The 24,844-nt window shown below is 67.4% G+C and carries 23 protein-coding genes; 15 read left to right on the plus strand and 8 right to left on the minus strand.

What is annotated here, in order from left to right; translation table 11 throughout:
- Positions 1-2 precede the first annotated feature (2 nt).
- The gene (locus AZG88_RS12865) at positions 3-386 is read right to left on the minus strand and encodes a cupin domain-containing protein (RefSeq protein WP_061697906.1); all 384 of its coding nucleotides are present in this window, start codon (positions 384-386) and stop codon (positions 3-5) included.
- 315 nt (positions 387-701) lie between these two features.
- Here AZG88_RS12865 and AZG88_RS12870 point away from each other — a divergent pair, with 315 nt between their 5' ends.
- The 6 genes from AZG88_RS12870 (at position 702) to AZG88_RS12895 (ending at position 7,571) form a co-directional block, all read left to right on the plus strand.
- Positions 702-1,895 (plus strand): NAD(P)/FAD-dependent oxidoreductase, encoded by a 1,194-nt coding sequence (locus tag AZG88_RS12870; protein ID WP_061697907.1) that lies wholly within the window; start codon positions 702-704, stop codon positions 1,893-1,895.
- A 45-nt stretch (positions 1,896-1,940) separates the two neighbouring features.
- Positions 1,941-3,302 carry a type III glutamate--ammonia ligase gene (glnT, locus tag AZG88_RS12875; RefSeq protein ID WP_061697908.1) on the plus strand — a complete coding sequence of 454 codons (1,362 nt, stop codon included), beginning with the start codon at positions 1,941-1,943 and terminating at the stop codon, positions 3,300-3,302.
- A 24-nt stretch (positions 3,303-3,326) separates the two neighbouring features.
- A complete protein-coding gene (locus tag AZG88_RS12880; protein WP_061697909.1) occupies positions 3,327-4,223 on the plus strand; it encodes a class II glutamine amidotransferase in 897 nt (298 codons plus the stop codon).
- Positions 4,211-4,909: a protein glxC gene (locus AZG88_RS12885; protein WP_054245623.1), complete on the plus strand. Its 699-nt coding sequence runs from the start codon at positions 4,211-4,213 to the stop codon at positions 4,907-4,909. The genes AZG88_RS12880 and AZG88_RS12885 overlap by 13 nt, the downstream gene beginning before the upstream one ends.
- A gap of 10 nt (positions 4,910-4,919) precedes the next feature.
- The gene (locus AZG88_RS12890) at positions 4,920-6,236 is read left to right on the plus strand and encodes an FMN-binding glutamate synthase family protein (protein ID WP_005250836.1); all 1,317 of its coding nucleotides are present in this window, start codon (positions 4,920-4,922) and stop codon (positions 6,234-6,236) included.
- A gap of 105 nt (positions 6,237-6,341) precedes the next feature.
- Positions 6,342-7,571 carry an allantoate amidohydrolase gene (locus AZG88_RS12895; protein ID WP_061697910.1) on the plus strand — a complete coding sequence of 410 codons (1,230 nt, stop codon included), beginning with the start codon at positions 6,342-6,344 and terminating at the stop codon, positions 7,569-7,571.
- Positions 7,572-7,608: 37 nt separating this feature from the next.
- Here AZG88_RS12895 and AZG88_RS12900 read toward each other — a convergent pair whose 3' ends face one another.
- On the minus strand, positions 7,609-8,202 hold the full coding sequence (locus AZG88_RS12900) for a TetR/AcrR family transcriptional regulator (protein ID WP_025433327.1): 594 nt from the start codon (positions 8,200-8,202) through the stop codon (positions 7,609-7,611).
- An 80-nt stretch (positions 8,203-8,282) separates the two neighbouring features.
- On the opposite strand from AZG88_RS12900, the gene AZG88_RS12905 reads away from it, so the two are divergent.
- Together AZG88_RS12905 and AZG88_RS12910 are read left to right on the plus strand one after the other, a co-directional pair.
- Entirely contained in the window at positions 8,283-8,669 is a 387-nt protein-coding gene (locus AZG88_RS12905; protein ID WP_061046134.1) for a DUF1304 domain-containing protein, read from the plus strand.
- Between the two features lie 26 nt (positions 8,670-8,695).
- Positions 8,696-9,703 carry an NADP-dependent oxidoreductase gene (locus tag AZG88_RS12910; protein ID WP_061697911.1) on the plus strand — a complete coding sequence of 336 codons (1,008 nt, stop codon included), beginning with the start codon at positions 8,696-8,698 and terminating at the stop codon, positions 9,701-9,703.
- Between the two features lie 53 nt (positions 9,704-9,756).
- Here AZG88_RS12910 and xylB read toward each other — a convergent pair whose 3' ends face one another.
- Genes xylB through AZG88_RS12930 form a run of 4 tightly spaced genes read right to left on the minus strand, consistent with a single transcriptional unit; the run spans position 9,757 to position 14,552 of the window.
- Positions 9,757-11,139, minus strand: a complete 1,383-nt coding sequence (xylB, locus tag AZG88_RS12915) for a xylulokinase (protein ID WP_061697912.1) — start codon at positions 11,137-11,139, stop codon at positions 9,757-9,759.
- A complete protein-coding gene (locus AZG88_RS12920; RefSeq protein WP_061697913.1) occupies positions 11,136-12,059 on the minus strand; it encodes a carbohydrate kinase family protein in 924 nt (307 codons plus the stop codon). Before AZG88_RS12920 ends, xylB begins: the two co-directional genes overlap by 4 nt.
- Positions 12,056-13,537, minus strand: coding sequence for a mannitol dehydrogenase family protein (locus tag AZG88_RS12925; protein WP_061697914.1), 1,482 nt, complete (start codon positions 13,535-13,537; stop codon positions 12,056-12,058). The genes AZG88_RS12920 and AZG88_RS12925 overlap by 4 nt, the downstream gene beginning before the upstream one ends.
- A gap of 10 nt (positions 13,538-13,547) precedes the next feature.
- The gene (locus AZG88_RS12930; protein ID WP_005250843.1) at positions 13,548-14,552 is read right to left on the minus strand and encodes an NAD(P)-dependent alcohol dehydrogenase; all 1,005 of its coding nucleotides are present in this window, start codon (positions 14,550-14,552) and stop codon (positions 13,548-13,550) included.
- Positions 14,553-14,702: 150 nt separating this feature from the next.
- Here AZG88_RS12930 and AZG88_RS12935 point away from each other — a divergent pair, with 150 nt between their 5' ends.
- From AZG88_RS12935 to AZG88_RS12955, 5 genes are read left to right on the plus strand one after another with little or no spacing between them, the layout of a single operon-like run.
- Entirely contained in the window at positions 14,703-15,725 is a 1,023-nt protein-coding gene (locus tag AZG88_RS12935; protein WP_005250844.1) for a sugar-binding transcriptional regulator, read from the plus strand.
- Between the two features lie 52 nt (positions 15,726-15,777).
- Positions 15,778-17,103, plus strand: a complete 1,326-nt coding sequence (locus tag AZG88_RS12940; RefSeq protein ID WP_061697915.1) for an ABC transporter substrate-binding protein — start codon at positions 15,778-15,780, stop codon at positions 17,101-17,103.
- Complete coding sequence (locus AZG88_RS12945) at positions 17,100-18,065, plus strand: carbohydrate ABC transporter permease (RefSeq protein ID WP_005250846.1); 966 nt, start codon at positions 17,100-17,102, stop codon at positions 18,063-18,065. The genes AZG88_RS12940 and AZG88_RS12945 overlap by 4 nt, the downstream gene beginning before the upstream one ends.
- Positions 18,065-18,943 carry a carbohydrate ABC transporter permease gene (locus AZG88_RS12950; protein ID WP_005250847.1) on the plus strand — a complete coding sequence of 293 codons (879 nt, stop codon included), beginning with the start codon at positions 18,065-18,067 and terminating at the stop codon, positions 18,941-18,943. The genes AZG88_RS12945 and AZG88_RS12950 overlap by 1 nt, the downstream gene beginning before the upstream one ends.
- Before the next feature lie 51 nt (positions 18,944-18,994).
- Positions 18,995-20,080 carry an ABC transporter ATP-binding protein gene (locus AZG88_RS12955; protein WP_005250848.1) on the plus strand — a complete coding sequence of 362 codons (1,086 nt, stop codon included), beginning with the start codon at positions 18,995-18,997 and terminating at the stop codon, positions 20,078-20,080.
- Between the two features lie 8 nt (positions 20,081-20,088).
- Here AZG88_RS12955 and AZG88_RS12960 read toward each other — a convergent pair whose 3' ends face one another.
- Positions 20,089-21,498 (minus strand): FAD-binding protein, encoded by a 1,410-nt coding sequence (locus tag AZG88_RS12960; protein ID WP_061697916.1) that lies wholly within the window; start codon positions 21,496-21,498, stop codon positions 20,089-20,091.
- A gap of 9 nt (positions 21,499-21,507) precedes the next feature.
- Entirely contained in the window at positions 21,508-22,704 is a 1,197-nt protein-coding gene (locus tag AZG88_RS12965) for a L,D-transpeptidase (protein ID WP_005250909.1), read from the minus strand.
- Between the two features lie 260 nt (positions 22,705-22,964).
- Between AZG88_RS12965 and AZG88_RS12970 the strand changes: the two genes are divergently transcribed.
- Positions 22,965-23,420 carry a MarR family winged helix-turn-helix transcriptional regulator gene (locus AZG88_RS12970; RefSeq protein ID WP_005250910.1) on the plus strand — a complete coding sequence of 152 codons (456 nt, stop codon included), beginning with the start codon at positions 22,965-22,967 and terminating at the stop codon, positions 23,418-23,420.
- Positions 23,417-24,841, plus strand: a complete 1,425-nt coding sequence (locus AZG88_RS12975) for an MFS transporter (protein WP_061697917.1) — start codon at positions 23,417-23,419, stop codon at positions 24,839-24,841. Before AZG88_RS12970 ends, AZG88_RS12975 begins: the two co-directional genes overlap by 4 nt.
- The last annotated feature ends 3 nt before the right edge of the window (positions 24,842-24,844 follow it).

The raw sequence follows: 24,844 nt of genomic DNA on the forward strand, positions 1-24,844 counted from the left end.
GATCAGGGAGCGAAGGAACGGTGGCCGACGAAGTAGGCCAGTGCGCGGTCGGGTGTGGTGAAACGGATACGCGAGCCCCTGGGGAAGAAGATCGCATCCTTCGCCTTCGCCACCTCGACCTGGCCGGTGTCGAGGTTCTCGAGGGTGAGCTCCCCTTCGAGGACGACCTTCATCTCGTCGTAGGCGTAGTAGTAGTCGAGCGGTGCGTCGGTGCGCTGGAGTTCGAAGTAGCCGGCCGACATCTCCGAGCCGTCCGGGTTGGCGAAGACGTCGTCGATGTATCCCTTGGTGCCCGGGTATTCCGAGACCGGCATCTGAGGCAGGTTCTCGTGGAATCCAGCGGTGACGCGGAACGGGACGGCGGTGGGCTTGTCGGTCGTGGTCATGGGTTCTCCCTGAAGGTGTGGTGAGTTGGGTCCGAGACCTCCCCTGTATGAAACGAGGAGTAGCAACAGGAAACCACAAGACGTATTTCGATGACGTAAATCAATCCGGCGAGGCCGGAAACGTGCAGATCAGCGCGAGGATAGATATTGAAAGAGCGTTTGAGCGACGTGATTTGGTGATGCACCAACAACGTTGCCGTAACACGATCGACATAGTAGAACTGTTTCATAGTGAACAACGGCGATTCATGAGGTGAAACGAACCGCTACTCAAGCCGACAGCGCCCGATCATCCGGCCGAATGAAGGAAGCAACGTGACACAGACAGCAAAGTTCGTGATCGTCGGTGGGGGACTCGAAGGTCTCGCCATCGCGTGGTCGCTCGCGGACCGCGGAGAGACCGACGTTCTGGTCCTCGAGCGTGGCACCCTGTGCTCGGGCATGACCGGCAAGTCCAGCGGCGTGGTCCGGTGCCACTACGGGACGCCGTCGCTGGCGGCGATGTCGTGGTACGGCGTCGACATCTTCACCAGGGCCACCGAGATCTTCGGCGACGACATGGCAATCCGTCAGTGCGGATACGTGGTCGGCGTCGGTGAGAACAACATCGACCCGCTCAAGGCGAACGTCGCGATGATGCAGGGCCTCGGTATCGACGTCGACTACATCGGCCACGACAAGATGGCCGAACTGTGGCCGGGGCTGCATCTCGACGACTTCGCCGCCTTCGCGTACGAGCCCCTCGGTGGCCGCGGTGAGGCGTACATGGCCGGTATGGCGTTCGGTGCGTCCGCCCGCAGGCTGGGCGTCACGATCCGTCAGAGCACACCGGTGACGTCGCTGCTACAGAACGCCGACGGCCGCGTCTACGGGGTCACGCTCGCGAACGGCGACGAGGTGCATGCCGAGCACGTGATCCTCGCGACCGGCCCGTGGGCGCCCGAACTCGGTGCCGGAGTCGGCGTCGACATTCCGGTGAAAGCGCAACGGGCGCAGCTCGTCCTGATCGACCAGGGAGTCCCCACCCCGGAGGTGCCGGTGCTGTCGGACCTGGCCGGACTGCAGTACATCTGCCGCGAGCCCAACGGCGAACTCCTCGTCGGGAACAGCGACCACGCCGCGCCGCAGTACATCGATCCCGACAACTACAGCAACCGCGCCGACGATTCCACCATCGAGAAGAACATCATGAAGCTGGGCAACCGCCTGCCCGACATGCCCGACCCGCGGATCACGTCGAGCTACGTCGGTGCGTACGACGTCACTCCCGACTACAACCCGATCATCGGACCGGCCCCGGTCGACGGTCTGTTCCTCGCCACCGGGTTCTCCGGTCACGGTTTCAAGATCTCACCGGCGGTCGGGCGCCTCGTCGCCGACATGCTCCTCGACGACGGCACGACCACCCTCCCGAACGTCGAGCCGTCCGACTTCCGCTACTCGCGCTTCGAGGAGGGCGATCTCCTCTTCAGCCTGCACCCCTACGAGGGCGCCGGCGAGATGCGCTGACCCACAGACCACCTCACCCGTAGACCACCAGTTCAGGAGCTCCCCATGGCTGTCGACACTGCTGACGCGTTCACCGCGCAGAACATCGTGACATCCCCACCGCAGACCTTGTCCGAGGTGGCCCGGGCCACCGGAACCACCTTCATCCTCGCCCTGTTCGTGACGCTGTCCGGAAAGCCGTGCGCCAAACTCGTCCCGATCGAGGCCGTCGAGCAGCTTCAGGACGACGGCGTGGGCTTCGCCGGGTACGCGGCGGGGCACATGGGGCAGGAGCCGAGGGACTCCGATCTCGTTGCCGTACCGGATGTCTCGTCGTTCACGCCGATCCCGTTCGTGAAGCCCGGACTGGCGATCGTGCACTGTGATCCGCACGTGGAGGGAAAGCCCTGGCCGTATGCGCCGCGGGTGATCCTGAAGGAGACGCTGAAGAAGGCGTCCGACCTCGGCCTGTCCGTCAACGTGGGCGCGGAGATCGAATACTTCCTCGTCCACCGCACCGGAGACGGCGCCCTCACCACCGCGGACACCGCCGACGTCAGCCGTCAGCCGTGTTACGACGCCCGCGACGTCACCCGAATGTACGACCATCTGACCGAGGTGTCCGCGGCCATGAACGCGCTCGGGTGGGGCAACTACGCCAACGACCACGAGGACGGCAACGGGCAGTTCGAGCAGAACTTCGACTACGCCGACGCGATGACCACCGCCGACCGGGTCATCACCGCAAGGTACCTGCTGTCGGTGATCGCCGAGAAGCGCGGCATGAAGGCCACGTTCATGCCCAAACCCTTCTCCGACCGCACCGGTTCCGGCATGCACCTGCACCTGTCGCTGTGGAACGACGCCGGCTCGGTGTTCCCGGACGGGGACGACCCCAAGGGGCTGGGACTGTCGAGGACGGCGTACGCGTTCATCGCGGGGATCCTCGAGCACGCGTGCGCACTGCAGGGTGTGATCGCGCCGACCGTCAACTCGTACAAGCGGACCGGCGCCACGTCGACGAGCAGCGGCGCGACCTGGTCGCCGCGGTACGCCACGTACGGCGGCAACGACCGCACCCACTACCTCCGGGTGCCGGACAAGAACCGGGTGGAACTGCGCGGCGGCGACGGCTCGGCCAACCCCTACCTCGCCGCGGCCGCCGCCATCGCCGCCGGCCTGGACGGCATCGAACGGGATCTCGACCCCGGCACCCCCGGATCCGGCGACAGTCCCAGCGACATGCTGCCGATGACGCTGCTGCACGCGATGGACGCACTGGAATCGGATCCGGTCGTGACGGGCGCCCTGGACGTCGCGGGCCCCGGGGTCGCCGAGTACTTCGCGACACTCAAGCGCGAGGAGTTCTTCGCCTGGCACAACACCGTCTCCCCCTGGGAACTCGACCACTACCTGACAGCGTTCTGACAGACCTCCCGAAAGGAGACATCCATGTGTGGAATCGTCGGACTTCACCTGCGTGAGCCGTCCCTCTACCCACAACTCGGCGCCCTGCTCACCGACATGCTCGGTCAGATGTGCGACCGCGGACCCGATTCCGCAGGCATGGCGATTTACGGGGACCGGGCCTGGTCCCCGGTCGGTGAGTCCACGGTCTCGCTGCTCGACTGCCCCGTCCCCGCAGCGGAACTCGCCGCAACGCTGTCGGCGTCCCTCGACACCACCGTCACCGGAATCGACCTGCACCCGACGACGATCCTGCACGGCGTCGTCGGCGCGGCAGACCTCGCGGCGGCCGTGCGCAGTGTGGTGCCCTCGGCCCGGGGCATCGGCTTCGGTGACGACCTGACCGTCCTCAAGGGCGTCGGAAACCCCATCGACCTGGCGAACCGGTTCGGGCTGCCGTCGGCGAGCGGCTGGCAGGGTGTCGCGCACACCCGCATGGCCACCGAATCCGCGGTGACCGCCGAGGGTTCGCACCCGTTCTCCGTCGGCCCCGACCAGTGCCTCGTCCACAACGGCTCGTTCTCGAACCACATGAGCATCAAGCATCAGCTCGAACGTGACGGCGTCGTGTTCGACAGCGCCAACGACACCGAGGTCGGGGCGCGGTTCGTCGCCAAGCAGCTCGCCGAGGGCATCGACCTGGAGAAGGCGCTGCTGATGCTGAACGAGACGTTCGACGGCTTCTACACCCTGCTCGTCTCGACGGCCGACTCGTTCGCCGTGGTCCGGGACGCCATCTCCTGCAAGCCCGCCGTCATCGCCGAGACCGACCAGTGGGTCGCGATGGCCTCCGAATACCGCGCCCTGGCGAACCTGCCCGGCGTCGACAACGCCCGAATCTTCGAGCCCGAACCGGAAGAGGTGTACGTATGGCACCGGTAGCCACCACCGAAGCGACTGTCCTGAACCTCGAGACGTCGAGTACCCGTGCCGTCAACGAGCGGCTCACCTCCCCAGAAGCCCCGAAGACGGTCACGGTCACCGGCCCGCAGGGCGCGCACGCGCTGGCCTGCGGCCTCGACTCCGACATCGACGTCACCATCGAAGGACACGTCGGCTACTACTGCGCCGGCATGAACCAGCATGCGACGGTAACCGTCACCGGCAACGCCGGAGTCGGGGTCGCCGAGAACATGATGTCGGGAACGGTGCACGTCAAGGGCGATGCGTCGCAGTCCGCGGGCGCCACCGCCCACGGCGGCCTCCTCGTGATCGACGGCAATGCCGCTGCGCGCTGTGGCATCTCGATGAAGGGCGTCGACATCGTCGTCGGCGGCAACATCGGCCACATGTCCGCGTTCATGGGTCAGGCCGGACGTCTCGTCGTTCTCGGCGACGCCGGCGAGGCCCTCGGCGACTCGCTGTACGAGGCCCGCATCTACGTGCGCGGCACCGTCGCCTCCCTCGGCGCCGACTGCATCAAGAAGGAGATGCGCGAGGAGCACCTGACGGAACTGCGGGAGCTGCTGGATCTGGCCGGTTTCGACGCCGACCCGTCCGAGTTCACCCGCTACGGCTCTGCCCGCAAGCTCTACAACTTCCACGTCGACAACGCCAGCGCGTACTAGGAGAACCGTCATGAACACCCCGAACCCGGCCCTGCGCGAATCGGCGACGTTCGACCGCGGCGTCATCTCCGAGATCCAGCGGGCCGCCGAGACCGGCATCTACGACATCCGCGGTTGGGGTGCCAAGCGCACGCTGCCGCACTTCGACGACCTGCTGTTCCTCGGCGCGTCGATGTCGCGGTACCCGCTCGAGGGCTACCGTGAGAAGTGCGACACCGACGTCGTGCTCGGCGACCGCAACGCCAAGTTCCCGCTGCACCTGGACATCCCGATCACCATCGCCGGCATGAGCTTCGGGGCACTGTCCGGGCAGGCGAAGGAAGCCCTCGGCCGCGGCGCCAGCGAGGTCGGCACGTCCACCACCACCGGTGACGGCGGCATGACCCCCGAGGAGCGGGGACAGTCGAAGAACCTCGTCTACCAGTACCTGCCGTCCCGGTACGGGATGAACCCGGACGACCTCCGCAAGGCCGACGCCATCGAGATCGTCCTCGGCCAGGGCGCCAAGCCCGGCGGCGGCGGAATGCTCTTGGGGCAGAAGATCACCGAACGCGTTGCCGGGATGCGCACCCTCCCCATGGGCGTCGACCAGCGGTCGGCGTGCAGGCACCCCGACTGGACCGGTCCCGACGACCTCGCCATCAAGATCATCGAACTCCGCGAGATCACCAACTGGGAGAAGCCGATCTACATCAAGGTCGGCGCCACCCGCACCTACTACGACGTGAAGCTCGCCGTGAAGGCCGGCGCCGACGTCGTCGTGGTCGACGGCATGCAGGGCGGCACCGCCGCCACGCAGGACGTGTTCATCGAGCACGTCGGCATCCCCACCCTGGCCGCGATCCCGCAGGCGGTCCAGGCGCTGCAGGAACTCGGGGTGCATCGCAAGGTACAGCTCATCGTGTCGGGGGGCATCCGTAGCGGCGCCGACGTCGCGAAGGCCATGGCCCTCGGGGCGGACGCCGTCGCCATCGGCACCGCCGCCCTGATCGCGCTGGGCGACAACAGCCCCCGCTACGCGAAGCAGTACGAGGAACTGGGCTCGGCGGCCGGGTTCTACGACGACTTCCAGGCCGGCAAGGACCCCGCCGGCATCACCACCCAGGACCCGGAACTGTCGAAGAACCTCGACCCCGTCGAGGGCGGACGGCGGCTCGCGAACTACCTGCGGGTGCTCACCATGGAGGCGCAGACCCTCGCCCGCGCCTGCGGCAAGTCGCACCTGCGCAACCTCGAACCCGAGGACCTCGTCGCCCTCACCGTCGAGGCGTCGGCGATGGCCCGCGTGCCCCTCGCCGGAACCACCTGGATCCCCGGCGCCCTGTAGGCGGCTCCGCCGCCCGTGCGTGCTTGAGGAGTCCAGGGACTCGCTAACCACGCACGGGCGCGAAGCGCCTACCGGCTTTGACACTATGAGTAGAGGACCGAGAACATGACTTCCTTCGATTCGCTCTGGGCGAGCATCCTCGATGTGGGACAGCACAAGTCGACCAGGGGATACCGAAGATTCGCGTGGAACGACGCCGACATGACGCTGCGCGAATGGTTCTCGGACTGTGCGCAGGCTCGTGGCATGAGCGTCGAGGAGGACCGCAACGGCAATCTGTGGGCGTGGTGGATGCCCGAGGGCTGGGACGGCGACCCTCGCGACGCGTTCGTCACCGGATCGCACCTCGACTCGGTACCCGACGGCGGCGCCTACGACGGACCGCTGGGGGTGGTGTCCGCGTTCGCCGCGATCGACCTCGTCCGCGAGCGGGGGATCACGCCGACGCGTCCGGTGGCGGTCGCGGCCTTCTCCGACGAGGAGGGCGCACGGTTCGGTGTCGCGTGCGTCGGCTCGCAACTGTCCACCGGGGCAGTGGCACCCGCCCGTGCCCTCGCGCTGCGGGACAACGATGGCATCAGCCTCGGCGAAGCACTGGTCGGCGCCGGCCGCGACCCGCACCATCTCGGCGAGGACCCCGACCTGGTCGACCGCGTCGGCGTGTACGTCGAGTTGCACGTCGAGCAGGGACGCGCCCTCGACCTGATCGACAGTCCCATCGCCGTGGCCTCGTCGATCTGGCCGCACGGCCGGTGGCAGTTCGTGTTCTCCGGAGAGGCCAACCACGCCGGCGCCACCCGGCTCGTCGACCGCCGCGACCCGATGCTCGCGTTCGCGTCCTCGGTCCACACGGCCCGGACCGCCGCGACGCTGCACGAGGCGGTCGCGACGTTCGGAAAGGTGCGGGTACTTCCCAACGGTGCCAACGCCATTCCGTCGGAGGTGCGGGCGTGGCTCGACGCGCGGGCCGCCGACGAGGAGACGTTGACGAAGCTGGTGCAGCAGATCACCGCCGAGGCGCAGGCCTACGCGGCCGCCGACGGTATCGGTCTGGAGGTCGACGCCGAATCGGTCACGCCGATCGTCGAGTTCCCACACTCGACCCGGGAACGACTGCGCCGCTCACTCGCCCACCTGGGTGACATTCCCGTCCTCCCGACCGCTGCCGGGCACGACGCCGGAATCCTGTCCGCGAAGGTGCCCACCGCGATGATGTTCGTCCGCAACCCCACCGGGGTGTCCCACTCGCCCGACGAGTTCGCCGAAGCGGACGACTGCAACCGCGGCGCCGAGGCGCTGGCAGACGTGATGGCGGACTGGGTCACCGCCATGTGAGTGGCAAGGTGTGTCCGGGCACTCTTTGCCACTCACGTCAGGAGGTGGGCCGCCACTCCTCCAGTTGCTCGACAGCGGTGTTCGCGACCGCGACGGCCTCGTCCCGGTTGACCCGCGACAGCAGGAGCGCGCTGACGGACAGTGACGTCAGGAGTCGGGTCCGGTGTGCCAGGGTGGTCGTCGACGCGTCCGGGTCGTGGGCCCGGAGAGCGTGGGCGAGCGCCCCGGACAGTTCGCGCTGGTATGCGTCGACGACGGACCGTTGCGTGTCGTCGTGCGCGGCGAAACCGGCGGCACTGTTGAGCAGCAGGCAGCCGCGTCCGGGGGTTTCGTCGGGGAGAGACGCGAGGGCGTCGGCGAGGCTGCGGTAGTAGCGCTCGGCGGCGTCGGGGCGGGTCGGCTCGTCGGTCAGGATGCGGAGCCGGGGGCGAACCACCCGGTCCAGGTAGTCGTGCACCGCGGCGTCGAAGAGCCCGCGTTTGCTGGTGAACGCGTTGTACAGGCTCGATCGATTCAGTCCGGTGACGCGTTCGAGGTCGGGTATCGACGTGGCTTCGAAGCCCTTGTCCCAGAACAGGTCGCGGGCGCGGCCGACCACTTCGGCCGTGTCGAAATCCTGCGTGCGCGGCATGACGATCCTCACTCCTTGTTGTGAAACGACCATTTCAGTATATATTGAAATGGTCAGTTCAGAACGAGGAGGAGTTTCGTATGGTCGCCGCGGGTCTTGTTCTTGCCGCACTCGCCAGTGCGCTGCACGTGTACATCTTCGTGCTCGAGTCCGTCCTCTGGACCGCTCCGCGCACCCGCGCGACGTTCGGGACCAGTGTCGAAGAAGCCGGCGCCACCAAGGAGCTTGCCTTCAACCAGGGCTTCTACAACCTCTTCCTGGCGATCGTGACGGCAGTCGGCATCGTCGCCGTGATCATCGGCGCGACCGCCGTCGGTGCGGCTCTCGTCTTCGCTGGCGCGGGATCCATGCTCCTCGCGGCCCTCGTGCTCCTGCTGTCGTCGCCCGACAAGGCTCGCGCGGCGATCACGCAGGGAACACTTCCGCTGCTCGCGGTACTCCTCCTCGCGCTCGGACTGGCGCTGTGACCCCAGAAGTATCGAAAGGAACACCCGTGACGACGAGCACCCAGATTCAGCTGATCAACCGGCCGGTGGGCTGGCCCACCCAGGACGACTTCCGCATCGCGACCGTCGAGCTGCCCGACCTCGGGCCCGACCAGGTGCGGGTGGCCAACGAGTTCGTCTCGGTCGACCCCTACATGCGCGGCCGGATGAACGACGTGAAGTCGTACATCCCGCCGTTCGCGCTGGGCGAGACGATGACCGGCGGAGCTGTCGGTCGCGTCGTCGAATCCACCGCCGCCACGCATCCGGTCGGCTCGGTGGTGGTTCACGACCTCGGGTGGCGGGACGTCGCGCAGGGTGACGCCTCGGCGTTCCGCGTCGTCGAAGAGATTCCGGGAGTCTCGATCTCGGCCTATTTGGGGATTCTCGGACTGACCGGGCTCACGGCCTACGTCGGACTCGTGCACATCGCCCACCTGAAGCCCGGCGACTCCGTGTTCATCTCCGGCGCCGCGGGTGCGGTGGGGACCGCCGCCGGGCAGATCGCACGACTCGAGGGCGCGTCGCGCGTCATCGGATCCGCCGGGTCCGCGGAGAAGGTCGCACTGCTGACCGACCGTTACGGATACGACGCCGCATTCGACTACAAGCAGGCGCCGGTGCGCGACCAGCTTCGCGGACTCGCCGGTGACGGCATCGACGTCTACTTCGACAACGTCGGCGGCGACCATCTCGAGGCCGCACTCGACGTCATGCGCAACGGCGGACGCGCCGCCCTCTGCGGTGCCATCTCCGCGTACAACGCCACCGAGCGCACGCCGGGCCCCGACAACCTGGTGAATATCATCAGCCGCGGGCTCACCCTCGAGGGCTTCACCCTCGGCAACTACACGCACGTCTTCCCCGAGTTCGCCGCCAAGATGGGACCGTGGCTCGCGTCCGGCGACGTGGTTCACGACGAGACCGTCGTCGACGGCATCGAGAACTCGGTCGACGCGTTCCTGCAGCTCATGCACGGCGGAAATGTCGGCAAGATGCTGGTGAAGGTGGCGTAGCCACCCGTGCGTGGTTGAGGAGTCCAGAGACTCGCTAACCACGCACAGGCGCGTCAGCGCCTCACGGAGGAATACCGTTCGCGCACTTCGGGTGCCGGGTCGGCCTCGTAACGCCGGGTGGACGTCTGATCCCACTTGGGTGGTTCCGGGGTCTCGGCCAGCGTCCAGGCCGCCTGCCTGCAGGCGCCGATCGCGACGTACTCCGCCGGTTGCGGCACCAGGACCGGAGCCCCGAAGATGGCGGGCGCGAGTTCGCACAGTGCCTGTGAGCGGGCGCCGCCGCCGACGAGGAGGATGCGACGCACTGTGACCCCCTGGGCGGTCAGGTGGTCGATGCCGTCCGCCAGGCCGCACAGCAGCCCCTCGACCGCCGCGCGGGCGAGGTGGGCGGGGGTCGAATTGGCCAGCCGGAGTCCGTGAACGGAGCCGGTGGCGTTCGGCCGGTTGGGGGTGCGCTCACCCTCGAAATACGGCACCATCACCAGGCCGCCGCTGCCGGACGGTGCGGACAGCGCCAGCCGCGACAGCTCGTCGTGATCGACCCCCAGCAGGGAGGCGGTCGCGTCGAGCACCCGGGCGGCGTTCAGGGTGCACACGAGGGGCAGTTGGCGTCCGGTGGCGTCGGCGAAGCCGGCGACGAAACCGCCCGGATCGTTCGCCGGTGTCACCGATACCGCGGATACGACACCCGACGTTCCGACGGACACGACGACGTCGCCTTCCTGGGCGTCGAGAGCCAATGCGGCAGCGGCATTGTCGCCGGTACCGGGACCGACGGCGGCGCCCCACCGGGTTTCGCCGGTCTTCTCGGCCGGGCGAGCCACGCGCGGCACGGCGGGGGAGCGTCCGCGCAGCGCCAGCGACAGCAGGTCGGGTCGGTAGGAATCCGTTGCCGCGGAGAAGTATCCGGTGCCGCTGGCGTCGCCGCGGTCGGTGGCCAGGGTGTCGAGATCGGCTCTGCCGGTGAGCTGCCAGCCGAGCCAGTCGTGGGGCAGGCACACCGCGGACGTCCGGTCGGCGTTCGCCGGTTCGGAATCGGCGAGCCAGCGCAGCTTGCTGACGGTGATCGCGGCGAGGGGCACGACCCCCACGGCGTCCGCCCACGCGTCCGGACCACCGAGGTCGTCCACCAGCTGGGTGGCGGCGTCGGCGGAGCGAGTGTCGTTCCACAGCAACGCCGGACGCACGACCGTTCCGGCGTCGTCGAGGCACACCATGCCGTGCTGTTGCGCCCCGACCGATACCGCGGCGACGTCGTCCAGTCCGCCGGCGGCGGCGATGGCGCTGTCGAGGGCCGCAGCCCACTCCTGCGGGTCGACCTCGGTGCCGTCCGGATGCGACGCCCTGCCCTCGCGGACGAGTTCACCGGTGTCGGCGTCGCAGACGATGACCTTGCACGACTGGGTGGACGAATCGATGCCCGCGACGAGGGTCATTGCCGGACACCTGCCGCGCGATCCAGTGTCTCGCGGGTGGGGAGGTCCGCCCCGGCACGCGCGACCGTGAGACCCGACATCAGCACGGCATTGTCCAGCACGTTCCGCACCTCCTCCGGGTCGATTCTGTGGAGGGCGTTGCGGCTCTCAGCGCCGAGGAAGCCGTGTGACCAGAACCCGTCGAGGAGTCCGGCCATGAACGCGTCGCCCGCGCCGACCGTGTCGACTACCTCGACGCTGCGGGCCGCGACCTCGACGAGTCCGGCCGCGCAGACCGCGAATGCGCCCTCGGCGCCCTTCGTCACCGCCACCATCGCCGGTCCGCGGGTCAGCCACTCGCGGGCGATGTCGACGGGATCCCGTTCGGGGTCGTACCAGCGGAGGTCCTCGTCGCTGACCTTGACGATGTCCGAGATCGACACGAGGTGCTCGATCCGCTGCCGGGCGCGTGCCTTGTCGGTGATCAACACCGGTCGCACGTTGGGGTCGTAGCTGATGGTCGCCGACGAGCGGCGGCGGTCGAGCATGTCTGCGACGACGTCGCAGCCGGGTTCCATCACGGCGGCAATGGAACCGGTGTGAACGAGCGGCGGGGTAGATGACCCGCTGGGGGCGGGAAGGTCCCACTCGATGTCGAACTCGTAGGTGGCGGATCCGGCGGAATCGAGGGTGGCGTGGGCCGTCGCCGTTCGCTGCGCGGTGACACTGCCGGGCGCGAGGCTCACCCCCGACTGCTCGAGGTGCCGAACGATCGCACCGCCCCTCGTGTCGTCGCCGATCCGGGTGACGAATTCGACCGGACGACCGAGCCGGCCGAGACCGACCGCGACGTTGAGCGGGCTACCGCCGACGTACTCGGTGGTGGTGCCGTCGCTCGCCGTGACGATGTCGATGAGGGCTTCACCGATGACCAGACTCATGACTGCACCTTCTCACGCAGAGCCTCGAGCGTCTTCCGTGCACCGACGCCGTACAGCGAGTCCAGCGCCCAGAGATACGCGGTGACGAAGCGCGGATTCTCGGCCAGGTCACCGAAGACCGACTGGTTCTCGATGAAGGCCGTGCGATTCTCGTGCTGGCTGCGCGCGATCGGCACGAGGGACTCCTTCAACTGGTCGACGACGTCGATGGGTTCGCCGTTCTCGTCGACTCCCTCGGCATACCGGGCCCAGCTCGCCACGATCGCGGCGGACAGTCGAACGGGCCGGTCGGCGACCAGGTTCTCGCGGATCACCGGCAGCAGCCACTTCGGGATGCGGTCGGAGGATTCGGCGCACAGGCGGGCGACGGTGTCGCGGATCTCGGGATTGGAGAAGCGCTCGATGAGCGTGCGTTTGTAGTCGTCGAGGTCGACCCCGGGCACCGGCGCCAGGGTGGGCGTGGCCTCGTCGTCCATGTACGCCAGCAGGAAGTCGGCGAAGAGCGGATCCTGCGCGACGTCGTGCACGAGCCGGTATCCCGACAGGTATCCGAAGTAGCAGAGGCCCTGGTGGCTCGCGTTGAGCAGACGCAGCTTCATCAGTTCGTAGGGTTCGACGTCGTCGACCACCTGGACGCCGACGTCCTCGAATGCCGGGCGACCGAGCGGGAAGGCGTCCTCGAGCACCCACGACGTGAACGGTTCGGCGGCGACGGGCCACTGGTCGTCGATGCCGAACCGCGAGGACAGCGCCTCGGTCACCTCGGGGGTGGTGACGGGCGTGATGCGGTCGACCATCGAGTTGGGGAAGGACGTCTCCTCGCGCATCCACGCCGCCAGTTCGGGATCCTTCAACTCTGCGTAGGCCAGGAACATCTTGCGGGCCACGTCGCCGTTGCCCTGAATGTTGTCGCAGGACATGATGGTCGGCGACGGCAATCCGCGCGCGCGGCGCCGGGCCAGGGCCTCGATGACGAGTCCGAACGTGGTCCGCGGGGCGGCGCCGTCGGTGAGGTCGTGCACGACGTCCGGGTTCTCGGCATCGAACTCGCCGGTGTCGTGGGTGAAGTTGTAGCCGCCCTCCGTGATCGTCAGCGAGACGATCTTCGTGGTCTCCGCGGCCATCTTCTCGATCACGGCCTCGGGATCGTCCGGAGCGAAGAGGTAGTCGACGATGGACCCGATGACGCTCACGTCCCAGGTGCCGTCCGGGTGTCGCAGCGCCAGCGTGTACAGGCCGTCCTGCGCGTCGAGGACGTCCTTCATCCGCCGGTCACCGGGCAGGACCCCGACCCCGCAGATGCCCCACTCGCGGGCCTCCCCGCGTCGCAGCAACCGGTCGACGTACATCGCCTGGTGCGCGCGGTGGAATCCGCCGACACCGAAATGCACTATCCCTACGGTGATGTCGCTTCGATCGTAATTCGGCACCTGCACGGTGTCGTCGAACTGCTGCAGTGCCTGCGCGCACAGTTGCATCGGTCTCTCCTCATTCCTGGACGCGTACGACGGCCTTGAGGCTGCCCGGCGTCCGGTCTGCGTTCAGTGCTTGCTCCGCCTCGGCGAGCGGAAATCTTCCGGTGACCATCGAATCGAGGTCGACCCGCCCCGACCGCGCGAGAGCGATCGCCGTCGGCCAGGTGTTGGCGTAGCGGAATACCCCGGTCAGCACCAGCTCTCGGTTCTGGATGGTCTGGACCGGCAGTGTCATCTCGGGGGCGCCCATGCCCACCAGAACCACGGATCCCGCGGGCCGGACGGCCTGGATCCCGGCCAGCACCGCGCTCGGGGCGCCGGACGCGTCGACGAACGCGTCCACGTGGAGTCCCGTGACGTCCTGCTCGCGGGGGTCGAGCACCGCGGTCGCACCGAATTTCGTTGCGACGTCACGGCGCCGGGGATCGAGGTCCGAGACGACCACTTCGGTGGCGCCGAATGCGAGGGCCGTCTGCACCATGGCGATCCCGATCGGTCCCGCGCCCGCGATCAGGACGCGGGATCCGGCCGTCACGCCGGCTTTGCGGGTGGTGGCGATGGCCACGGACAACGGCTCGCACAGCGCGGCCGCGTCCTCGGACATCTCGTCGGGAATCTCGTGGGCGAACGCCGAGCCGATGGTCACGTATTCGGCCAGCGCCCCGTCGATCGGCGGGGTGGCATAGAACTGCATGTGCGGGCAGAGGTTGTAGAGACCGCGCCGCGATTCGTCGCTGTCCGGGTCGGGGCGCTGCGGTTCGATGGAGACTCGCTGCCCGATACGCGCTGCCGGAACCCCGGCACCGACACCGACGACGGTGCCCGACGCCTCGTGGCCCAGCACGATCGGCTGGTCGACCACGAAGTCGCCGATGCGGCCCTCGCGGTAGTAGTGGGCATCCGATCCGCAGACGCCTACCGAGGCCACGCGGACCAGGACGTCGCCGGGGCCGGGAGTGGGGACGGGCCGTTCCCGGATTTCGATCACGCCCGGCTCCGAGAGCACGCTGGCACGCATCGTCCTGGGGATATCCGAAGGGAGTGTTGTGTGGGTCACACTTCGATGCTAGCGTATTGAGCAGATGAACGCATAGTGATCATTTGCTCACGGTTTCTCGAGGCTCCGAAGACACACACGACGGGCTCGGGATCATGGCGAGGAGAATCAGTGACGTCCCCCAATCCGACGGCCCAGACGCCGTCACTCATCGCGTCGCCGCCGCCGTCCACGACGGAGGATCTACGCCTCGCGTTGCGCGCTGCAACGCTGTACTACTTGGACGGAATGACGCAGGCCGAGGTCGCGACACGCCTCGGTGTCTCCCGCCCGACGGCGGGCCGGCTGGTGGCACGGGCCCGGACGCAGGGCCTGGTACGCATCGAGGTGCAGGCTCCCGCGCATCTGCGGGATTCGCTGCGCTCGGACGAGGAGCGTGCGCTCGAGGAGAAGTACAGCCTCGTCGAGGCGGTGGTGGTCGCCGATTCCGTCGACGCCGCCGGTTCGATCGACGACCACAACAGCTTCGCCGGGGTCGGGCGCGCCGCCGCATCCCTGCTGGTGCGCCGGATCCGGGAAGGCGACACCCTCGGATTCACGTGGGGGCCCGAGACGGTCGCCGTCGCGCAGGGGTTGCCGTCCGGGGCGGCCACGTGCGCGTCGGTCGTCCAGCTCGACGGCTCGGTGAGTGCGATCAACTATCAGACCGGAACGGAGTACGTCTTGGGGAGATGCGCAGAGCAACTGCAGGCCAACACCGTTCGGCTCCCTGTTCCGTTGTACGCGGACGCGTCGACCGTGGTATCCATGCGGGGCGACTCCGTCATCTCCAAGGCCCTCGAGGCCGGCCGCACCGCGGAGATGATGATGTTCGGCACGGGCGCCGTCTCCACGTCGACCACGTTGTTCGAGGGCAGCTTCATCGACACGGACATGCTGTCGGTGCTCACCGACCTCGGCGCGGTCGGCGAAGTCGGTGGACGCTTCTACCGGCTCGACGGAACCGAGGTCGCCGGCCCACTGGACGAACGGGCCATGTCCGTTCCCCTCGACGACATCCGCGCGTGCGGGGGATCGATCCTCGTCACGGGTGGCGTCGCCAAACATCAAGCGGCACTGGGTGCCCTCCACGGCGGACTGGCCAAGATGCTGGTCTGCGACATCGAATGCGCGCGTTGGCTGCTCGATCAGTAGCACCACGCAAGAGAGGTGAAGATCGGTGAAGAAAAACAGGAAACCGGCGACGATGCTGGTAGCCGGAGCGGGAGCGCTCTGCCTCACGCTGAGCGGATGTGCGGGCGCCGGATCGCTGGGCGCGTCGGACCAGACCATCACCATCGCGATGGTCTCGAACTCACAGATGCAAGATGCCCAGAAGCTAGCCTCGCAGTTCGAGGAGGAGAATCCCGACATCGACCTGAAGTTCGTCACGCTGTCGGAGAACCAGGCGCGCGCGAAGATCACGGCATCCACCGCAACCGGTGGCGGCGAATTCGACGTCGTGATGATCAGCAACTACGAGACCCCGCAATGGGCCAAGTACGGCTGGTTGAAGAATCTGTCGCAGTACGCGCAGGCCACCGAGGGCTACGACGAGGCCGACTTCATCCCCACCCTGCGCGAATCCCTGTCCTACGAGGGAAACATGTACTCGGTGCCGTTCTACGGCGAGTCCTCGTTCCTCATGTACCGCAAGGACCTGTTCGAGCAGGCCGGAATCACCCTGTCGGAGAAGCCGACCTGGACCGAGGTCGCAGCGGCGGCAAAGCAACTCGACTCCGACGACATGGCCGGCATCTGCCTGCGTGGCAAGCCGGGCTGGGGTGAGTTGCTCGCACCCCTCGACACCGTCATCAACACGTTCGGTGGCCGCTGGTTCGACGAGGACTGGAACGCTCAGCTGACCAGCCCGGAGGTGGAACGCGCGGTGCAGTTCTACGTCGACCTGGTGCGCGAGTACGGCGAGCCGGGCGCCGCGACGAGCGGTTTCGGCGAGTGCGCCACGCAGCTCGCTCAGGGGCAGGTGGCGATGTGGTACGACTCGACGTCCGCGGTGTCCACGCTGGAGGATCCGGCGTCGAGCGCCGTCGTCGGCAAGATCGGCTACGCGCCCGCGCCGATCGAGGTGAAGGACAATTCCGGCTGGCTGTACAGCTGGTCGCTCGGAATTCCCGAGAGCAGCGAGAACCCCGATGCGGCGTGGAAGTTCATCTCGTGGATGACCGACAAGCAATACATACGCACGGTCGGTGAGGATCTCGGCTGGGAGCGGGTGCCTCCGGGCAGCCGGCTGTCGACCTACGAGATTCCCGAGTACAAAGAGGCCTCGGCGGCCTACGGTCCGCTGACGCTCGAGGCGATCGAGAACGCGACACCGGAGGCGCCCACCGTGCTACCGGTTCCGTACACCGGCGTGCAGTTCCTGGCGATCCCGGAGTTCCAGGATCTCGGAACCCGTGTAAGCCAGCAGATCAGTGCGGCGATCGCAGGACAGCAGACCGTGCCCGAGGCGCTCGCCCAGGCACAGCAGTACGCCGAGGTGGTCGGCGCGACGTATCGGGAGGAACGATGACAACCATCGCCGAGAAACCCACCGCGGACGGCACCGCCGACCGGGTGCGGCAACTGCGGGAGGCCAAGGACGACAGCGTCTCCCGCGCCGAGGGATGGCGTCGCCGAGGGCCGTTGCTGCCCGCTCTGATCTTCATGATCGTGGTGACCCAGATCCCGTTCCTGTTCACGCTGTACTACTCGACGCAGTCCTGGAACCTGGTCCGACCGGGGTCCCAGGCCTTCGTCGGCCTGCAGAATTACGTGGATGTGTTCCAGGACAGCCAGTTCCGTGAGGTCGCGGTCAACACCGTGATCCTGATCGTCGGGACCGTGATCATCTCGGTGGTGCTGGGCCTGCTGCTGGCACTGCTGCTCGACCGCGCCTTCCTGGGCCGCGGCATCGTGCGGACCCTGCTCATCACCCCGTTCCTGGTGACCCCGGTCGCCGGTGCGCTGCTGTGGAAGACCACGATGTTCGACCCGGTGTTCGGCATCGTCAACTTCGTGCTCTCCCCGTTCGGGGTGGGACAGGTCGACTGGGTCAGCAAGTTCCCGCTCGCGTCGGTCATGGTGAACCTGGTGTGGCAGTGGACCCCGTTCATGATGCTGCTGATCCTCGCCGGTCTGCAGTCGATGCCACGCGACATCCTCGAGGCGGCGCGGGTGGACGGCGCCAAGCCGTTCGCGATGTTCCGCGAACTGACGCTCCCGCATCTGCGCCGGTTCATCGAACTCGGCGCGGTCCTGGGCGCGATCTACCTGATCAACACGTTCGACGCCATCTACATGATGACCCAGGGTGGACCCGGCACCGCCAGTGCCAACCTCCCCTTCTACATCTATCAGCGCGCATTCCTCGGTTTCGACATCGGGCAGGCCGCCGCGATGGGCGTCATCGTCGTGATCGCAACCATCGTCGTCGCGACCCTGGCGTTGCGCCTGATCTTCAAGAGCTTTACCGGTAACGAGGAGGCAGCGTAATGAGTACCGACACTGCGGCGGCGCCGGTGGAGTCCACCCCCACCGCCCCGGAGACCAAGCGGGCGCGCAAGCACCGCAAGTTCAGCCCGTGGAGTGTGGTGGCGTGGATCGTGGCGCTCGGCTTCTTCTTCCCGGTGGCCTGGATGGTGCTCACCGCGTTCAAGCAGGAGGGCGACGCCTACACGACCCCGCCGAAACTGTTCTTCACCCCCACCCTGGACCAGTTCAAGGCGGTCCTCGACAGCGGCATCGGCACGGCACTGCTGAATTCGGCGTTCGCGACCGCCATGTCGACGATCCTCGTGCTGGTGCTCGGTGTGCCGGCGGCGTTCGCGCTGTCGCTGCGTCCGGTCCGCAAGACGAAGGACGCCCTGTTCTTCTTCATCAGCACGAAGATGCTCCCGATCGTCGCCGCGATCATCCCGCTGTACGTGATCGTCAACGACATCGGACTGCTCGACAACATCTGGGCCCTGATCATCCTGTACACGGCGATGAACGTCCCCATCGCGGTGTGGATGATGCGTTCGTTCTTCCTCGAGGTTCCGGGCGAACTGCTCGAGGCCGCGAGCATGGACGGCGCGAGCCTCTGGACGTCGGTGCGTGAGGTGATCCTCCCGCTCGTGTCCCCCGGTATCGCGGCGACCGCGCTGATCTGCGTGATCTTCTCGTGGAACGAATTCTTCTTCGCCGTCAACCTCACTGCCGTTCAGGCGCAGACCATTCCGGTGTTCCTCGTCGGCTTCATCACCGGTGAGGGCCTGTACTGGGCCCGGCTGTCGGCGGCGGCGACGCTGGCGGCGCTGCCGGTCATCCTGGCCGGCTGGGTCGCGCAGAACAAACTGGTCCGCGGCCTGTCCTTCGGTGCGATCAAATGATCACCCCGGCAACCACTTCCCCCGACTTCGGTACCCACAAGAGGAGCAATCATGGCTGACATCGCGTACAAGGGCGCATCCTGCATCTACGAGAACGCCGACACGCTGGCAGTCGATACCCTCGACCTCGACATCGAAGACGGCGAGTTCATCGTCCTCGTCGGCCCGTCGGGTTCCGGCAAGAGCACCGCACTGCGGATGCTCGCCGGCCTCGAGGACATCGACGAAGGCACCATCGAGATCGGTGGCAAGGACATGGTGGGTGTGCCGTCGAAGGACCGTGACATCGCGATGGTGTTCCAGAACTACGCCCTCTATCCCAACAAGACGGTGGGCGAGAACATGGGCTTCGCTCTGAAGATGCGCGGAGTCGGTGTGGAGGAACGGAAGAAGAAGGTGGCCGATGCCGCCAAGCTGCTCGACCTGACCGACTACCTCGACCGCAAGCCCGGCAAGCTGTCCGGCGGTCAGCGCCAGCGCGTCGCGATGGGTCGAGCGATCGTGCGGGAGCCGCAGGTGTTCTGCATGGACGAGCCGCTGTCGAACCTCGACGCCAAGCTGCGCGTCCAGACCCGCACGCAGATCGCGGCGCTGCAGCGCCGGCTCGGCACCACCACAGTGTACGTCACCCACGACCAGGTCGAGGCGATGACCATGGGCGACCGGGTGGCAGTCCTCAAGAACGGCAAGCTGCAGCAGTTCTCGGCGCCGACCGAGCTGTACGACCGGCCCACCAACGCCTTCGTCGCAGGCTTCATCGGTTCGCCCGCGATGAACCTGATGACCATGCCCATCGTCAGCGACGGCGTGCGCCTGGGGAACTCGACGCTCGCGCTCGAGCGCGACCAGCTGTCGGCGCTGCACGCGGCCGGACTGGAGACCGTCACGGTCGGTGTGCGCCCCGAGCAACTGGAGTTGTCGACCGGGGACGGTGGCATCGAGGTGATCGTGGACCTGGTCGAGGAACTCGGGAGTGAATCCTACGTCCACACCCACATCGCCGGTGACGGTACGCAACTGACCGCCCGGTCACTGACCCGCACCCCCGCGCGGCTGGCCGACACGGTGTCCCTGCACAAGCGGGACGGAGCCGTCCACCTGTTCCACCCGGAGACGGGGGAGCGGATCGGCGACTAGGACATGTCCTAGAGCGGATAGTGCGTCAGCACCCCCATCGGATCGTGCCTCTGCCGCAGTTCGCGCAGTCGGCGAAGGTTTCCGCCGTAGGCCGCGTCGATCTCGGCGCCGGTCTCGGGGAAGCCGGGCCGGACCTCGACGCTGTAGACGCCGATCGTGTGGGGTGCGAGCGCGTCGAGGGTGCCGCCCGCCCACGACAGGCAGGCGGCGCCGTCGTAGGGGTCGGACCAGATGGCGTTGAGCGGGATGTTCCACTCGCCGCTTCGGCCCCAGAACGCGGTGTCGCCGTCACCGACGTCGGCGAGGGCACCGCCGGTGTGCTGGAAGTCGATACGACATTCCCGCGTCGGCGCTCCACGGATCTGGGTGGCCAGGGCCTCCGCGAGTTCGGAGTCGAGGGTCGGTCCGGTGAAGACGGCCTTCCCGAAGAACGACCCTCGGCGCTCGCCCGGTTCGGGCAGCCGGATCGGTTCGGGCTCTTCGCCGTCGGCGCCGGGTGGCGCGAATTCGGGTAACCCCGTGAGGTACGTGCCGGACGTCTCGGATCGGTACAGCACGGTGCCCGACACGTCGGCGACCGTGGCGGCGGCGGCCCGGGCGCGGTCGATGGCGGATTCGTCCCCGCTCGCGCACGCGGTGTACACGAAGAGGACGGGTTCGTCGGAAGACAGTGCGCTGTAACCGAGTACCGCGCCCATCGTCGTGTCCCGCGGAAGCGTCGGTGCGACGCGGAAGTAGGTGGCGAGCGCTTCGAGTCCGAGCACCATCCGGTCGACCCACACCGGACCCACCGGGTGTGTGCGCAGCACCGCCGACGTCACGACGCCGAAGCACGGTGCGCAACCTCGGACCGCCCACCACAGGTCCGCTTCGTCGCCGGTGCTGGCATCGGACAGGTGGACGACCTCACCGGACGGAAGCACCAGTTCGGCCTCGACGAGCTGATCGACCGTCAATCCGAGACTGCGCGTGAGGTATCCGACGCCGCCGCGGGTGACGAGTCCGAAGCCGGCGTGTCCCACGATCCCCACCGGCACCACCCGGCCGGTGGGTGCGAGGGCGTCCAGCATGGTTCCCACGGTGGCGCCGCCGGCGACGACCACCCGGTCGTCTTCGGGTTTCGCCGTGTGCAGGTGCGCCGACAGGTCGAGCATGACGGCGTCGTCGGCGACGCAGTTGGAACTCAGCCCGCCGCCGCGGACGGTGACGGTGCCGCCCGTCCGGTGCGCGACCCTCATGACGGTGGAGACCTCCTCCACGGACACCGGTTCGACGACGCAGGACGGACGGCGTCTCGCGGCCTCGGGAAAGAACACTCTGCCCAGCGCGGTGCGGTAGTCGTCGGTGTCCGGCAGATGAACCCGGTGTGGGAGAACCGCCTTCAACTGCGCGACACATTCCGCGGATGGTGAATTCACGAGCGCCTCCTATCCCGTTGCGTTACCTGCCTGCCACTGATCCCACGGGACCTCCCAGTCACCGTACGTGTCCCACACGGGCAGGAGCGGTCCGCCCGAGTTGGTGATCTCGACGACGTCGCCGATACCGAAATGGTCGAACATCCACTGGGCGTTGGCGGGTGCCAGGTTGACGCAGCCGTGGGAGACGTTGCTGCTGCCCTGATCGCCCACCGACCACGGCGCCGAGTGGACGAACTCGCCGTCGTTGGAGATCCGCAGGTTGAGATCGACCTTTTCGCGGTAGTAGTCGGGATCGCCGGCGCAGACCCCGTACGTGCAGGAGTCCATGATGATGCTCTGCTGCTTGTCGGAGATCACGTGCGGACCCTCGTGCGAGGGGTGGTCGGGTGTGCCGAGACTCATCGGCATCGCGTTCTCCTGGACGCCGTTGTGGAAAACGGTGAGCATTTTGCTCGCCCCGTCCGCCTTGGCCACCCACGAGTCGTGCACGGTGTAGTCGGCGGAGTTGTTCTCGGCGCCGAAGACGCCGTCGCCCAGATCGACGCCGTACACGTCGGCCTCGATGTGGATCTTGGTACCGGGCGCCCAGTATCCCGCCGCGCGATAGTGCGCGTTCTGGTCGTCGGTCCAATACCAGGCGCCGGGCTGCGGCGGTGTCGTCGTCACATGCAGCCGCTGCTGCACCTCGGCCTTGTTCACGACCGGCGCGGTGAATTGGAAGACCATCGGCTGGCCGACGCCGATACCGGTGTCGGCGACGACTTCGGGTGCCGGGACGACGTTCGCGTAGGCGGTGGTGCCGGGCGTCAACGTCGTGACGGTGAAGGTCTGCTCGCTCGGGGCGCCGTCGGGGTTGACCGCGTCGGCGACGACTGTGTACGTGGACCCGTAGCCCAGCGGTTGGCTGCTCGTCCAGTTCGTGCCGTCGGGCGTGAGACTCCCGGCGACCGGCGTGTTCTGCGCCGCGGGATTCGTGACGGTCACGGCGGTCAGCCGGCCGCCTGTCGCGGTGACCACGATCGGGGTGGTCGGATTGATCGGCGCCCCGTCGGCAGCGGGGACGGCAATCGAGGCGGGCGCGGACTGTGACGTGGTCGGGGGTTCCGACGTGCCGGTGTCTCCGATGGTGCACGCCGTGGCCAGGAACGTCAGGGCCACCACCGCAACAATGCCGGCTGTCCGTGTGCGAAGAGTCACGACCACCTTCTTTCGGATCTGGGATCAGCGCTCGCCGTCCTCATACTGCCAGCGATAGCCTCGGAGTTTCCTGTGAGACGCGTGCCCAGCCCGCCCCACCTGCAGGAATTCGAGCGCGCGACGCCTCCCCTCGACGCATTAGACAGCAGTGCTGATGAAATTCGGCCCCGGAACGGCCATTATACGCGGTGGATGGATCATTGAGCTATGCAAATAAAACAGCTAGACTGGCTAATGAACCTGACCAGCGAGAGGGAGGCAGCCACATGGACCAGAAGGTCGATCAGCTCCGCGAGGACGTCGTTCTGTTCAACCGACGCATTCGGACCCAGCGCGCCGGGCACCTGCTCACCCCCTCGCAACTCCAGGCCCTCGCGCACCTCGACCGGGAAGGACCGATGAGCGCACGTGCTCTCGCCGATCTCGAGCAGGTGGCGCCGCAGTCCATCGCGCGGACCGTCTCGATGCTCGAGGAGTCCGGAATGGTCTCCCGGACCGTGGACCCCCAGGATGCGCGCGCGAGCATCGTCGCGGTCACTGCGCAGGGGTTGCAGACGCTCGTCGACGACCGGTCGCGGCGAAGCGAGTGGCTGACCGCCGCGCTCGCCGCCGAATGCACCGACGCCGAGCGCGACCTCCTCTTCATCGCCGGACGGCTGCTCCGTCGGCTCGCTGGAACCCCCGAGCCGGCACCGCAGCAGGAGTCACTGATGAACTCGTGAGCGCGACCGTCGCCGATACCGGCCTCGCGCAGAAGTCCCCGTCCGTACCGTTCCGGGTCAGCGGCTCCGTCGCCACCGGGAGCATCCTCCAACCGCTGAACTCGTCGATGATCGCGGTGGCGATCGTCGGCATCGCCGCCCAGTTCGGCTCTTCGTCCGGGATCACATGGGTGATCTCGGGGCTCTACATCGCCACGGCCGTGACCGCCCCGATGGCAGGCAAGCTCGGCGCGCTGCTCGGAGCCCGGAAGGTCTACCTCGGGGGCCTCGCCCTGGTAGCGCTGGGTTCGGTCGCCGGTCTGCTCGCACCCACCGTCGGCTGGCTCATCTTCTCCCGCATCCTCGTCGGAATCGGAACCGCCACCCAGTATCCCAATGCGATGACGATGATTCGCGGGTACGCGGAACGACACGGCGCGCAGCCGCGCACCGCGATCACGACCCTCGCGATCTGCAGCCAGGCGGTCGTGGCACTGGGCCCGACGCTCGGCGGACTGCTCGTCGGGGCGTTCGGCTGGCAGTCGATCATGTGGATCAACCTTCCGATCGTCGCGTTCAGCGCGGTGGCGGTCACGAAATTCGCGAAGGTCGGCTTCGTCGGCGGCATCTCGGTCAGCGGTCGTCAACTGCTGCACGCGCTCGACGTGGCCGGGGTCGTCCTGTTCCTCGGGCTCGTCTCGTCGACGATGCTGTTCCTGCTGTCGCTCACCACCGATCCCGTCTGGTGGCTGATTCCCGTGTGGGCGCTGGTTTTCGCCCTGTTCGTCCACTGGGAACGACGCGCGGACGAACCGTTCATCGACGTTCGGGCCCTGGCCCGGAACCGTGCGCTCAGCGCCACACTCGCCCGCACCCTCCTCACCTACACGGCGTTCTACTGCGTCTTCTTCGGAATCCCGCAGTGGTTGCAGTATTCCCGCGGAATGAGCGCCACCGATGCCGGTCTGACGATGCTGCCCGTCGCTGTGGTCGGCATCGGCTCCACGCTGTTCGCGTCACGGACGTATCGGCGGTACGGGGTGCGCCGAACGCTCACCGTCGGAACGTGTGCGCTCCTGGTGGGTGGGCTGCTCCTGGCGTCGGTCGAGAGCAGTACGGCCCCGATCGTCGTGCTCCTCCTGGTGGCCGCAGTACTGGGGATTCCCAATGGATTCAACAATATCGGCAATCAGAATCTGATCAGCTCGGTCACGTCCGTCGAGGAAGTCGGCACGGCGATCGGGATGTACCGCACCGTGCAGTACATCGGAGCGAACCTGTCGGCCGTCGTGCTGCAGACCACCGCCGGTCACGTGATCGGCGACGACGGACTGCACCGCACGGGGTGGTTCATCGCCGTCGCGGGCGTTCTTCTCCTCATCGGCGTCCTGATGTCACGGAACATGGGGGACCGGCGGTCGACGAACGCGGCGACGGCGTAGTAA

The sequence above is a fragment of the Rhodococcus sp. LB1 genome, from assembly GCF_001583455.1.
GTDB classification, from domain to species: Bacteria; Actinomycetota; Actinomycetes; order Mycobacteriales; family Mycobacteriaceae; genus Rhodococcus_F; species Rhodococcus_F opacus.

Bases quoted from the DNA above. Each gene is read 5' to 3' on its own strand.
- AZG88_RS12865 (WP_061697906.1), bottom strand. From the start codon at position 386: ATGACCACGACCGACAAGCCCACCGCCGTCCCGTTCCGCGTCACCGCT.
- glnT (WP_061697908.1), top strand. From the start codon at position 1,941: ATGGCTGTCGACACTGCTGACGCGTTCACCGCGCAGAACATCGTGACA.
- AZG88_RS12880 (WP_061697909.1), top strand. From the start codon at position 3,327: ATGTGTGGAATCGTCGGACTTCACCTGCGTGAGCCGTCCCTCTACCCA.
- AZG88_RS12885 (WP_054245623.1), top strand. From the start codon at position 4,211: ATGGCACCGGTAGCCACCACCGAAGCGACTGTCCTGAACCTCGAGACG.
- AZG88_RS12890 (WP_005250836.1), top strand. From the start codon at position 4,920: ATGAACACCCCGAACCCGGCCCTGCGCGAATCGGCGACGTTCGACCGC.
- AZG88_RS12895 (WP_061697910.1), top strand. From the start codon at position 6,342: ATGACTTCCTTCGATTCGCTCTGGGCGAGCATCCTCGATGTGGGACAG.
- AZG88_RS12900 (WP_025433327.1), bottom strand. From the start codon at position 8,202: ATGCCGCGCACGCAGGATTTCGACACGGCCGAAGTGGTCGGCCGCGCC.
- AZG88_RS12905 (WP_061046134.1), top strand. From the start codon at position 8,283: ATGGTCGCCGCGGGTCTTGTTCTTGCCGCACTCGCCAGTGCGCTGCAC.
- xylB (WP_061697912.1), bottom strand. From the start codon at position 11,139: ATGACCCTCGTCGCGGGCATCGATTCGTCCACCCAGTCGTGCAAGGTC.
- AZG88_RS12920 (WP_061697913.1), bottom strand. From the start codon at position 12,059: ATGAGTCTGGTCATCGGTGAAGCCCTCATCGACATCGTCACGGCGAGC.
- AZG88_RS12925 (WP_061697914.1), bottom strand. From the start codon at position 13,537: ATGCAACTGTGCGCGCAGGCACTGCAGCAGTTCGACGACACCGTGCAG.
- AZG88_RS12930 (WP_005250843.1), bottom strand. From the start codon at position 14,552: ATGCGTGCCAGCGTGCTCTCGGAGCCGGGCGTGATCGAAATCCGGGAA.
- AZG88_RS12940 (WP_061697915.1), top strand. From the start codon at position 15,778: ATGCTGGTAGCCGGAGCGGGAGCGCTCTGCCTCACGCTGAGCGGATGT.
- AZG88_RS12945 (WP_005250846.1), top strand. From the start codon at position 17,100: ATGACAACCATCGCCGAGAAACCCACCGCGGACGGCACCGCCGACCGG.
- AZG88_RS12950 (WP_005250847.1), top strand. From the start codon at position 18,065: ATGAGTACCGACACTGCGGCGGCGCCGGTGGAGTCCACCCCCACCGCC.
- AZG88_RS12955 (WP_005250848.1), top strand. From the start codon at position 18,995: ATGGCTGACATCGCGTACAAGGGCGCATCCTGCATCTACGAGAACGCC.
- AZG88_RS12970 (WP_005250910.1), top strand. From the start codon at position 22,965: ATGGACCAGAAGGTCGATCAGCTCCGCGAGGACGTCGTTCTGTTCAAC.